This window comes from Bartonella sp. AD328YNZD, assembly GCF_042196425.1.
On the sequence record NZ_JBHIQG010000038.1, the window covers coordinates 1 to 12,321 of the forward strand.

A 12,321-nucleotide genomic window follows, 5' to 3' on the forward strand; every position below is an offset into this window, starting at 1 on the left:
AAAAAAGAGAGGCTGTTCTTCTTTCTGTTTGTGATTTGGAATAAAATCCTAAAAGGAAAGAATTAGAGACTAAAACTCTAATTCTTTCTTCTAGACTATGTGAAATAAGTTATATACAATTAGAATTAACTTTTTGTTGTCTTCCGTCCAGTCTTTGACGCACGTTGGCGAGTGTTTGTCTGATCACTTTGGACGGATTTCTTTCCGTTGTTTGAGGGCATTGTATTATGACGGCTTTTAGATGAAGTTGTTTTTCCATTATTATAAGTCATTATTTTCTCCTTTTAAATTTCCTGGCAGTTGCCAGTAGAGTAAAAACGGTCATGCCAAATAGTGGTTCCAAGCATTTTCTAAAAAGTTAATTTTTTGATGAGTGTCAGATGAACTTGTTTAATTTTATGAAAATATTTTTTCTATTTTTTCAGAAGGATAGCCATCAAAAGATGGGAGATATTTGCTTTTTCTGTTATTCAGATAATCTTCGTAAATTTTATTTTACACAATGATAGAGAGGTTGTTTTTTGCATAATGCATGGCGGAAATAAGTTCTTTATGGATGGCTACGTATCTTTTAGTATAAGAGGTAGAAGGATAAAAAGGAAATGGGCAAAACGATAAAGGGAGAAATCTAGATACTCTAAATTGGGTTTTATAAAAAGTTTGATCAGATAATTTTAATATTGAATGTAAATTTTTATGGCTTTGAGAAGGTTTCATTGGCAAGAAGAAGATAATATTATTTTTTTAGATGATTTAAAATTTTATTATTTTAATGGGAGAAATGAGTGCGATTAGGTGGGCGTTTGCAAGCAGCAATAGATATTCTCAAAGAGATAGAAATGAAGCATCGCCCAGTAGGAGAAGCTTTAAAGGATTGGGGTCTTTCTCATCGCTTTGCTGGAGCAGGTGATCGTGCAGCCATTGGTACAATCGTTTATGATGTTTTAAGACGACGTTATTCTTTACAATGGCGTATGGAGAGTGATGATATCCGAGATATCGTTTTTGGTGCCTTATTAGATTCTGGAAAAATGACGCTGGAGCAAATTGACGGTGAGTTGGCAGAAGATCGGTTTGCACCGCAGTTATTAGGGGCTAAACAGCGTAAATCGTGGCAAGGTCAGCAATTAGTGGATGCTCCAGACTATATTCGTGGTGATATTCCGCAATGGTGTCAAGTGCATCTGCGTCCTTTATTTGGTGATAATTGGATCACTGAAGCGGCTGCGTTAGCAACGCGTCCTTCTTTAGACCTACGGGTAAATAACCTAAAGGCAACACCAGAAAAGGTGCTGAAAGAATTAGCAAAAACCAAACTTAAATCTTTTCCATGGTTTGGGCAAGCTTTAAGAATTGCACCGATTGAAAAGTTTAATCGTCATCCCAATGTTCAAGTGGAACCAGCTTTTCAAAAAGGATACTTTGAAATACAGGATTTAGGATCTCAAATTGTTGCTCATCTTGTAGAAGCGCAAGAAAGCATGCAAGTATTAGATTATTGTGCAGGTGCTGGTGGAAAGACATTAGCTTTAGCTTCTGATATGAAAAATCGTGGGCAAATTTATGCTTATGATTCTGATAAAGCACGCCTAGCTCCTATTTTTGATCGTCTTCGACGCGCTGGTGTTCGTAATGTCCAAGTACGAGCACAAAAAGAAGAATTGAAGCCATTAATAGGCCAGATGGATAGAGTTCTACTAGATGCACCCTGTAGTGGGACAGGAACATGGCGTCGTCGTCCAGATGCGAAATGGCGTTTAACATTAGAACAGGTGAAACAACGCCAAACAGAACAGAGGGATATTTTGAATGAAGCGATAGCTTATCTTAAGCCAAATGGGCGCCTAATCTATATTACCTGTTCTCTTTTTACAGATGAAAATGAGGAACAAATTTCCCATTTCCTTCAACAACATTCTCATTTTTCTCCAATAGATATGCCAGCGCTTTGGCAGAAACATTTTAGTTTTTCTCCTGTGCAACCAGTTTTTTCAAATTATGGACTTACTTTGTCGCCGGCCACAACACAAACAGATGGGTTCTTTTTATCTGTGTTGCAAAAAAAACATTGATCCATATTTTTACACTTTTTATCATAAACTTTACGAGAATAATCTTTTTCTTAAGAAAACAGGCTTGTGAAAAGAGAAAGATTGAATCATAACTCTCATGAGTTTTCTTTTACAATTGTTGATTGGTTTTCTATGAGCATATCACATCCAGACACTGTTCTTATTATTGACTTTGGTTCACAAGTTACACAACTTATTGCACGAAGGGTACGAGCAATGGGAGTGTATTGTGAAATTACTCCTTTTCAATTGGCTTTAGAAGCTGTGCGCCGCATAAATCCTAAAGCTATTATTTTATCAGGGAGTCCTTATTCCGTTATTGATGAGGGCTCTCCGCGTGCTCCAATGGAAATTTTTGAGGCGGGTGTTCCGATTCTGGGTATTTGCTATGGTGAACAAGTCATGTGTATTCAGCTTGGAGGAAAGGTTGAAGCTGGACATGAGCGTGAATTTGGGCGCGCTTTTTTGGAAGTTCAAGAAGAGAGTGCCCTTTTTGGTGGAGTGTGGGAAAAAGGTTCTCGTTATCAAGTATGGATGAGCCATGGTGACCGTGTGGCAGCTTTACCAGAAGGTTTTCGTGTCATAGGAACCTCAAAAGGTGCTCCCTATGCGGCTATTGCTGATGAGAAAAGGCATTTTTATGCGGTACAGTTTCATCCTGAAGTTATCCATACACCAGATGGTACAAAACTTTTGCAAAATTTTGTTCATAAGATCTCTGCTATTAAAGGTAATTGGTCAATGGCTTCTTATCGTGAGCAGGCAATTGCGACAATACGACAAACAGTTGGGAAAAGTCGTGTGATTTGTGGTCTTTCAGGGGGAGTGGATTCATCTGTTGTAGCGGTACTCCTTCATGAAGCCATAGGAGATCAACTGACATGTATTTTGGTAGACCATGGGCTGATGCGCAAGAATGAAGCTGAAGAAGTTCTCACGCTCTTTCGTGATCACTATAATATAGAGCTTATTCACGTTAATGCTGCTGATGTGTTTCTTAATGCTTTAAAAGGTGAGACAGATCCAGAAAAAAAACGCAAAACAATTGGTCGCCTTTTTATTGAAGCTTTTGAAGAAGAAACAAAAAAAATAGGAGGTGCAGAGTTTTTAGCACAAGGAACACTTTATCCAGATGTCATTGAGAGTGTGTCTGCTATTGGTGAAACGGTAACCATTAAAAGCCATCATAATGTGGGTGGACTACCAGAACAGATGAAGATGAAACTTGTAGAACCGTTGCGTGAGCTCTTTAAGGATGAAGTTCGCTCGCTAGGGCGAGAGTTAGGGCTACCGGAGCAGTTTATTGGTCGCCATCCTTTTCCAGGTCCCGGCCTTGCAATTCGGTGTCCAGGTGCTGTAACACGTGAAAAATTAGAAATTTTACGCGAAGCAGATGCTATTTATCTTGAGGAAATCCGTAAGGCCGGACTTTATGATGAAATTTGGCAAGCTTTTGCTGTTCTTCTTCCAGTTCAAACTGTTGGTGTTATGGGGGATGATCGCACTTATGAATTTGTTTGTGCTCTTCGCGCTGTCACATCTGTAGATGGAATGACCGCTGATTTTTATCCCTATGATATGGCATTTTTAAGTAAGACAGCAGCACGTATTATTAATGAAGTTAGAGGAATTAATCGTGTTGTGTATGATGTAACCTCAAAGCCTCCTGGTACCATTGAATGGGAATAATTGAAATGAAGGATAAGCCTTTTTCAGAATAAAATATGACTGAGGGTTTGATATTCAGAAAAATGTAGAAAAAATATTTAAAAATTATTGTGCATTTTCATGTTGATATAAGTCTTTATCTGAAAATCTGTACGTCAATATATTGAAAAGTGAGAAGTATGAAATTTTGCATGTCTGAGAAAAAAATTGTTGCACACCGTGGAGGAGCTCATCTTTATCCTGAAAATACCCTTTCGGCATTTAATAATGCTATAGCGTTAGGTGTTGATGAAGTTGAATGCGACGTTCATTTGCTAAAAAGCGGTGAGGTGGTTGTCTTTCACGATTTTCATCTAGACCAATTGGTTGGCAAAAAGGGATATATTCACGACATTGATAATGAAACACGCAAACAACTCTGCGTGAAAGGTAGCCGAGAAGCACCTCCTTTATTAGAAGAGGTGCTTGATCTTCTAGCACCAACGAATGTTGCGTTACATATTGAAATCAAAACATGTGGTGAAGTGGAGCGTGAAACAATATTATCTCAAAAAGCGCTTGCGCTCATAAAAAGCCGCAATTTAACAGAACGGGTTTCTGCAATTAGTTTTGATCCTTTAGTTCTTCGTCCTTTTATTGAGGCAGGAATACCATCTGGTCCATGTGTTGATAATTTTGAAGGTGATATGCACCGTCATTTTTCTGAATGGAAACAATTGGGGTATACTGATCTAAGTTTAAATGGCTCTATTGTTACACAGGATTTTATTGAATCAGCTCTTGAGGCTGATTTTATTGTAGGGGTATGGACAATTAATGGAAAAGCTCGGTTATCACATTGGCTTGATATGCCTGTACATTATATTACGACAGATCAACCTGATCTTGCATTGACATTGCGAGCACAAAGGTAAAAAATATATACCTTATAAAAGAAATCCTTGTACGCTTCATAAAGCGAGCTTAATGGAAGAAAACAAGAAATATTTTTTTACACGTAACAATAACACATTAATTTATAATGATAATTAATAGTTTTTCATGTTGAATGAGAATTCTTAACATATAAGTTTTTTTCATTTCAAATCTTTTTACAATGGATCAATCAAAATCATTCACTTGCACATTACAAGTAGGCTTGGTGTGTGGATAAATATCTCGTGAGAAAAGAATAAAAATTTTCATTTAAACGCTCTCAAATGCAAGACTTGTTGAAGCATGAGGGTTCATAGAGTGGTGCTGTTTTTCACTTTTTGAAGCATAAGAATGATGGCGTGCAAAAAGTTTTATACACTTTAGTGGAGGGACTTTAATATTCCATTTTATAGAAGCTATCATGAGATATAGATGTATTGAAAGATTTTTTAACAGCATGAAAATTTTGTAAGACAATGCCGTTTTGTTTTGCATGAAGGGCATGACCCCATTATCAGGGAAGGAGGCCATTAAATACTTTAAAATAATTTTCTTCATTTTAAGAAAAAGTCTATTTATCTCTTTGTTCAATGTAGTATCAACACCGTTTTAAGGCATAAATCGAAAGTTATAAGACAAATAACAAAATAATAAACAACTCTTTTTTTAAAAAGTAAGTTCAAATATTACAATAGTCATTGAATAACATTTACGATCTATATCTTTTTACCTATTTCCTTGTTTATTTAAACCTTCTCATTTTTTTAAATATTTACAATCGAATGACTCATGAATACATAAGAAAGCTTATAAAAGAAAACGAATAAATCTAAACAAATTCATTTGACCTTTTGGTGGTTCCTGTTTAAATGAGCCAGCATATTTTTATAATAAAATCGGCATGGCATGTTCATGTGTGATACTATAAATTTAGGGGTAGTTTGTATTCCATCACTTCAGAAAGGGTGAACCATGAGTCGTTTTTATCTTTCCATAGTAGCTACGGTTGCTATCATAATAACAACAGCGGGAATAACAGAAGGTTTCGCGCAGACAAAAATTAGTTTTTGGCATTCTATGAGTGGTGAACTAGGAAAGGAAACTGAAAGTCTCATTAACGATTTTAATGCGAGTCAATCTGAATATAAAGTTATTCCTTCATATCGCGGTGAGTATGAAGAGGGTTTGATTTCACTCATTGCAGCATTTCGTGGAAAGAAACAGCCGGTGCTCGCTCAAATTTATGACGTTGGTACTGGAACTATGATGGCAGCAAAAGGCGCAATCTATCCATTTTATCAACTTATGGCTGATACAAAACAAGAGTTCGATCCTACAGATTATTTTCCTGCTATTAGTGGCTATTACTCCGATGAACAGGGGCGTATGGTTTCTATGCCATTCAATATTTCAACACCAATCCTTTATTATAACAAAGATATCTTTAAAAAAGCAGGGCTTGATCCAGAACAGCCTCCTAAAACGTGGCAAGATATAGAAGATTTTTCCAAAAAAATTCTTGAGACTAAAGCGGCAACGTGTGGTTTTACAATGACTTATGCAGCTCAATGGATTGGTATAGAAAACTTTTCAGCGTTGCATAATGTTCCTTTTGGAACGAAGGAAAATGGCTTTAAAGGATTTGATTCAGAACTTACATTTAATGGACCTTTACAAGTGCGTATGTGGGCTGACTTGAAAAAGTGGTCTGATCAAGGTATTTTCCGCTATGGTGGTCCTGCTGGCGCATTAGATTCAACACCAATGTTTATGGCACAAAATTGTGCAATTTTAATGCAATCTTCAGGATCATATGCTGGAATTGTTTCTGAAGCTCAGTTTAATGTGGGGGTTGGTATGCTACCATACTATAAGGATGCAGAAGGAGCGCCGCAAAATTCAGTTATTGGGGGAGCTTCTATTTGGGCGTTTAAGGGACATACTCCAAAGGAATATGCAGGGGCAGCCGCTTTTCTTAAATTTCTTTCAAAAACAGAAAATCAAGCAAGGTGGCATCAAGAAACAGGTTATCTTCCAACCACAAAAGCGACTTATGAATTAAGCAAAAAACAACATTTCTATGAAAAAACGCCAGGTGCTGATATAGCTATTAAACAGATCAATCTTAATCCTCCAACAGTTAATTCGAAAGGTATAAGATTTGGTAATTTACCACAAATCCGTACTATTCTTGATCAAGAGTTGGAAGCTGTTCTTCGTGGTTCAAAAACACCGAAAGATGGTTTAGATGAAACCGTTAAACGTGGAAATAAACTCTTGCGTGAATTTGAAAAATCCAATCATTAATTTCGTTTTATTGTTAAACATTAAAGACTCAACAAAAATCGTTGAGTCCTTTTTGTTTATCTTTTTAAAGTCTCTACATTTAAAGAGCCCTACGAATGCAAGAAAAGCATGCATATTTTAAAAATAGTCTCCTTTCTTACGGGTTGCTTTTTCCTCAGCTCCTTGTGACTTTTTTGTTTTTCTTTTGGCCTGCTGCTCAGGCAATAAAATCATCCTTTGAACGCGAAGATCCTTTTGGCTTTACAACAACTTTTATTGGTCTTGAAAATTATATAACCGTTCTTTCTGATCCTACTTATCGGCAATCGCTTCTTACAACCGCAGTATTTTCCATCTCAGTTACTGTCGCTTCAATGACAATATCACTTCTCTTAGCTGTCTGTGTTGATCGTGTCATCCGTGCAAAAAAGGCTTATACAATGCTTTTGCTCTGGCCCTATGCTGTTGCTCCAGTATTGGCCGGTATATTATGGTTGTTTATCTTTCATCCCACTATTGGGATTATCCCTTTTCTTCTCGAAAAAATAGGGGTTTTATGGAATTATCGTATTAATGGCACTCAAGCGATGCTTCTTATTGTCATTGCGGCTAGCTGGAAACAGATTTCTTACAATTTTCTCTTTTTTCTTACAGGTCTTCAGTCTGTTCCGCGTTCTCAAATAGAAGCAGCCGCCATTGATGGTGCTGGTCCCTTTAAACGATTTTGGACTGTGATCTTCCCACAAATTTCACCAACGACGTTTTTCCTTCTTATTGTCAATGTCAATTATGTTATGTTTGATACTTTTGGTATTATTGATAATACAACTTCTGGAGGTCCTGCGCGTGCAACGAGCATCCTCGTCTATAAAGTATATGATGATGGCTTTAGAAATCAAATAATCGGTGCATCGGCAGCACAATCAACACTATTGATGTTGATGGTTATTGTCTTAACGTTTATCCAGTTTCGCTGGATTGAGCGCCGTGTACAATATTAGGAAACAAATTATGGTTGAAAATCGCCCTGTTTTGAAAGTTATAACCCATATAACGCTCATTGTTGGTATTATCATTATTTGCTTTCCAGTTTATGTTGCTATCATTGCATCAACTCATAGTTCAGCAGCATTTACCTCAGGAACACTTCCTCTTTTGCCTGGGAAATATGCTCTGGAAAATTATAAAACAATCTTTGGTGATGGCCTTGCACAGCTGGGTTTGCCCAACCTCTGGCCACTTTTAATGAATTCATTCATTATGGCTCTTGGGATTAGTATTGGAAAAATTATTATTTCACTTTTGTCTGCTTATGCAATTATTTACATGCGCTTTCCCTTCCGAAAAACTGCTTTTGTTCTTATTTTTGTTACATTGATGCTCCCTGTCGAAGTTCGTATTCTTCCAACCTATGAGATTGTTGCAAAATTGGGGATGGTTAATACCTATAGTGGAATGATTATTCCACTTATTGCATCTGCAACCGCTACATTTTTATTTCGCCAGTTTTTTTTGACTGTTCCAGATGAACTCTTAGAGGCGGCACGTGTTGATGGTGCAGGTCCAGTTAAATTTTTTAAGGATATTCTTCTTCCTCTTAGTAAAAGTAATATCGCTGCTTTATTTATCATTATGTTCATTTATGGATGGATACAATATCTCTGGCCTCTTATCATCACAACGGATCAAAATCATCAAACGATCCTTATTATTTTAAAACAGCTTATTGTCGAATCACTTCAACATGATCCTCAATGGAATATACTCATGGCAGTATCGGTTGTTGCCATGGTTCCCCCTGTTCTTGTTGTTATCTTCATGCAGCGGCTTTTTATCAAAGGCCTTATTGAAACGGAGAAGTAATTGTGGCCATAATCCAGTTATCAAATATAAAAAAACAGTATGACAACGGCATTCTGGTCATTGATAATTTAAACTTAACTATTGCCGATAAAGAGCTTCTTGTTCTTGTCGGTCCTTCAGGGTGTGGAAAATCAACCTTATTACGTATTATAGCAGGACTTGAACAAGTCACCTCAGGTGAATTATGCATTGATAACGAACGTATCAATGATCGTGAACCAGCTGATCGTGATATTGCTATGGTTTTTCAAAATTATGCCCTTTATCCCCATATGACAGTTCGTGGAAACTTAGAATATGGTCTTAAAAATCGTAAAACTCCTAAAGAAGAAATTAAAAAACGTATCGCACATGCTGCAAAGCTTTTGGAGATAGAACCATTTCTTGATCGTAAACCACGACAATTATCAGGAGGACAACGTCAGCGTGTTGCAATGGGGCGTGTGATTGTACGTCAACCCCGTGTTTTTCTCTTTGATGAACCTCTTTCAAATCTTGATGCAAAATTACGGGCGCAAATGTGTATTGAAATAAAAACACTACAGCGTTCATTAGGAACAACGAGCCTCTATGTTACCCATGATCAACTAGAAGCTATGACATTAGCTGATAGAATAGTGGTTTTGAATAAAGGAGCTATCGAGCAAATTGGAACACCAATGGAAATTTACGATACTCCAGCAACAACATTTGTTGCTGATTTCATTGGTTCTCCTCCTATGAATTTTCTTGATCGCCATGTCTTAGAACAACATTTAGGGCATTCATTTTCTTATGGCGAAGAAACTGATCTTTTAGCCTTCAGACCTGAGATCATCTTATTGGGCGAACATCCAGATAAAGGGCCTGTCTTTCACACAAAAATTGAGCTTATCAAGCCTATTGGAACAGGTTGCCATGTTTTAACGCGTTGGAATGGTATCATCTTTACGATTGAAATAAAAGAACGCTTGACACACGACTATGGTCAAAAACTAAGTTTCACAGTTGCTCATCAGAATTTTCATACTTTTAATAAAAACACAGGAAAGCGCACAAATAATAAGTAAGCATTAATTGATGTGATACGACTCTCTTTTATGTTGCGTCATGATAATGGTGTGTTTTGACTTGCTCAATTACATTTACAAACTCAGGTTGTAACCGATGGGATTAAAAACAAAATTTTAACACTTTTGGTAATGATCCATTGTTCCGTGGCGCTGAGAATGTCAAAACATTTATATGAAGAAATTTTACATTTTCATGGTCTATAAGAAGAATATAATTTTCAAACATCATTTTCATTATAAAAAAATATCAATATAGAATAAATCTTTATTAACCAATTTTTACTCATTTATAATTTTGTTATAAAAAACAACATATTATCATATGTTTATTGATGTAATAATTTATGTGTATTATAAAAGTAAATGAGAGAAATAGAGAGAAAAAATGAGTCATAGATAAGGGAGGATGCGCCCCATATCTGAGCTTTGATCCCTAACATAAAAAGTCTATTTGATCCATAAAATACGACGCTGTTCTAAATAGTCTCTACGAGAATAGGCGCATTCTATTTTACTGCTGGCCATATGATCTAAAATAGTTTCAGAGCTCCTATAAGAAGCATTTATTTTTTTTACCAATCACATAAATTAGAGAGAAACCTATGCGCGCATGCTGCAAGTTTATTTTTTCTCATGTAAATCACTATGTAATTCTCAGCAAGGGTATCTGATAAGTTGCAAAAAATCACTGAGAGATAGAAGGTGTGCTTATTTTAGAATTTTCATTGCTTTTAGCGATAAAAGCAGATGAAATACATCTGTAACATCTCATCGATCTTTCTATATTCTTGAGTTAAAAATTGCCTATAGATCATCCTAAAACAGATCTTTATGAATATAACATAAGGGATTGGTGCGAACACCTATAAGAATCAGTAGGGACAAAGGCAGTTATATTATTGTTTTGCAAAGCATTTTATAAAAGCTGGTATATTTTTTCAATATATTGCCAGTCTATTAATGGTTTTATGATATTATTTTCTTATAAAGCGCGTGCTTTTTTGTTGCTTATAAATCAACCTAAACTTTATACAGCAGTATGTTTGAGACAAATATGAAGACGGTTCAGTGCTGTATTCAGTTTTGTGTAATTTCTAAAATGAGGAGACAGCTTAATTTAGGCAGAATATGAAAGCATCAAATAAAAAATAGATTTTATCTTTAGCCTCATCTTTTAATTTAGTATTGCGATTTTCAAAAACATCTAAGCCAATGTCTCTTACATAATGGCGATTAAGCATTGCCGAGCACATTTTTTTACGTTCGTTGAATAAAATTGCATCTCTCATACAAAACAGAATACCTAAACAGAAGGCTGTTGGGTTGCCAATTTACGCACTTTTTTAAAAAAATATCTTGCTAGGTTGTTCAAACTATTTTTTCACGCAGTCGTTTATAAATAGTATAACATAAAATCCATTGTGTATTGCCATCTTTATGCGTATAAAAATACAAGCTTGGGCCATCATCATACTCTCTTTCAGTCTCCAACATTGCAACAATTATTGTGTTGAGACTCTTCATAAGAGGCATTTTTTCTTCAAGTGGTTTTTATTCATACACAATTCTACTTGCATGTTATAAATGAAGTTGGATAGATAAAAATACTTTAAGAAAGAGACACAAAATTCTTCTTATGAATCTTTCAAGTGTCGAGAGTTATTGTAAAAGAAGCATTGAAAAATAGAATGCTACTGCTAACAGTTTGGGCACCATGAGGCAATAAATCTACTTACTTTATCTATCTTAGAATCTATAGAGTATAAATTTCTCTGTAAAAGTAACTTTATTTCATATCAATGTTATCAATTATAGCTGTTGGGGCATCATTAGTAACATAACCATAGACTTACGATTTTATGAACTCTTTTTTATCTCTTTTATAGAAGATCTTAATGTTTTGTGATAGCATCAATGATGGTATTCACATTATGTTCCATCATATCGAGATAAGTTGCTGCAGGGCCATTTTTGTTTGACAATGCATCAGAATAAAGTGTTCCACCAATTGTTAAACCTGTTTCTTTTGCAATCTGTTTTATGAGACGAGGATTAGAGATATTTTCAACGAATAGGGCCGTTGCTTTATTCGCTTTAATTTGTTTAATAAGCTTGGCTACATCGGCTGCGGTTGCTTCAGTTTCTGTTGAAGCACTTTGAGGAGCAAGGATAGTAAAACCATATTCCTTGGCAAAATAGCCAAAGGCATCATGAGATGTGATAATGATACGTTTATCTTTAGGAATGGTAGCAATTTTTGTTTTCAGGGTATCTTGTGCTATTTTAAGTTTTTGGATGTAGGTTTCGGCATTTTTTTTGTAGCTGGTGCAGGATTGTGGATCAATTTTACAAAAAGCAGCAGCAATATTCTTCACATAGATTTCAACATTGGGAATTGTTTGCCAAGCGTGTGGGTCAATAACGCTGTGATGATGGGCATTATGTTCTTGTTTTTTCATTTCGAG

Annotated in this window: 9 protein-coding genes; 7 read left to right on the top strand and 2 right to left on the bottom strand. The window is 35.9% G+C overall.

Annotated features, from left to right (window positions below; all coding sequences use genetic code 11):
* Positions 1-125 precede the first annotated feature (125 nt).
* Entirely contained in the window at positions 126-272 is a 147-nt protein-coding gene (locus ACFIO3_RS03265) for a hypothetical protein (protein WP_273722522.1), read from the bottom strand.
* Positions 273-785: 513 nt separating this feature from the next.
* Between ACFIO3_RS03265 and ACFIO3_RS03270 the strand changes: the two genes are divergently transcribed.
* From ACFIO3_RS03270 to ACFIO3_RS03300, 7 genes are all read left to right on the top strand, one after another.
* Positions 786-2,072, top strand: coding sequence for an RsmB/NOP family class I SAM-dependent RNA methyltransferase (locus ACFIO3_RS03270; RefSeq protein ID WP_375606758.1), 1,287 nt, complete (start codon positions 786-788; stop codon positions 2,070-2,072).
* 132 nt (positions 2,073-2,204) lie between these two features.
* The gene (gene guaA, locus ACFIO3_RS03275; RefSeq protein WP_375606820.1) at positions 2,205-3,761 is read left to right on the top strand and encodes a glutamine-hydrolyzing GMP synthase; all 1,557 of its coding nucleotides are present in this window, start codon (positions 2,205-2,207) and stop codon (positions 3,759-3,761) included.
* 170 nt (positions 3,762-3,931) lie between these two features.
* The gene (locus ACFIO3_RS03280; protein WP_375606759.1) at positions 3,932-4,654 is read left to right on the top strand and encodes a glycerophosphodiester phosphodiesterase; all 723 of its coding nucleotides are present in this window, start codon (positions 3,932-3,934) and stop codon (positions 4,652-4,654) included.
* 973 nt (positions 4,655-5,627) lie between these two features.
* Positions 5,628-6,962 carry a sn-glycerol-3-phosphate ABC transporter substrate-binding protein UgpB gene (gene ugpB / locus ACFIO3_RS03285; protein WP_375606760.1) on the top strand — a complete coding sequence of 445 codons (1,335 nt, stop codon included), beginning with the start codon at positions 5,628-5,630 and terminating at the stop codon, positions 6,960-6,962.
* Positions 6,963-7,057: 95 nt separating this feature from the next.
* Positions 7,058-7,942: a sn-glycerol-3-phosphate ABC transporter permease UgpA gene (gene ugpA, locus ACFIO3_RS03290; RefSeq protein ID WP_375606761.1), complete on the top strand. Its 885-nt coding sequence runs from the start codon at positions 7,058-7,060 to the stop codon at positions 7,940-7,942.
* A 10-nt stretch (positions 7,943-7,952) separates the two neighbouring features.
* Positions 7,953-8,804, top strand: a complete 852-nt coding sequence (ugpE, locus tag ACFIO3_RS03295) for a sn-glycerol-3-phosphate ABC transporter permease UgpE (protein WP_375606762.1) — start codon at positions 7,953-7,955, stop codon at positions 8,802-8,804.
* Between the two features lie 2 nt (positions 8,805-8,806).
* Complete coding sequence (locus tag ACFIO3_RS03300; protein WP_375704106.1) at positions 8,807-9,853, top strand: sn-glycerol-3-phosphate import ATP-binding protein UgpC; 1,047 nt, start codon at positions 8,807-8,809, stop codon at positions 9,851-9,853.
* A gap of 1,895 nt (positions 9,854-11,748) precedes the next feature.
* Here ACFIO3_RS03300 and ACFIO3_RS03305 read toward each other — a convergent pair.
* On the bottom strand, positions 11,749-12,321 hold a 573-nt coding region (locus ACFIO3_RS03305), incomplete at its 5' end, for a metal ABC transporter solute-binding protein, Zn/Mn family (protein WP_375695728.1).

What these genes read in the sequence shown, in the direction of transcription:
- guaA (WP_375606820.1), top strand. Translation starts at nt 2,205, where the DNA reads ATGAGCATATCACATCCAGACACTGTTCTTATTATTGACTTTGGTTCA.
- ACFIO3_RS03280 (WP_375606759.1), top strand. Translation starts at nt 3,932, where the DNA reads ATGTCTGAGAAAAAAATTGTTGCACACCGTGGAGGAGCTCATCTTTAT.
- ugpE (WP_375606762.1), top strand. Translation starts at nt 7,953, where the DNA reads ATGGTTGAAAATCGCCCTGTTTTGAAAGTTATAACCCATATAACGCTC.
- ACFIO3_RS03265 (WP_273722522.1), bottom strand. Translation starts at nt 272, where the DNA reads ATGACTTATAATAATGGAAAAACAACTTCATCTAAAAGCCGTCATAAT.
- ugpB (WP_375606760.1), top strand. Translation starts at nt 5,628, where the DNA reads ATGAGTCGTTTTTATCTTTCCATAGTAGCTACGGTTGCTATCATAATA.
- ugpA (WP_375606761.1), top strand. Translation starts at nt 7,058, where the DNA reads ATGCAAGAAAAGCATGCATATTTTAAAAATAGTCTCCTTTCTTACGGG.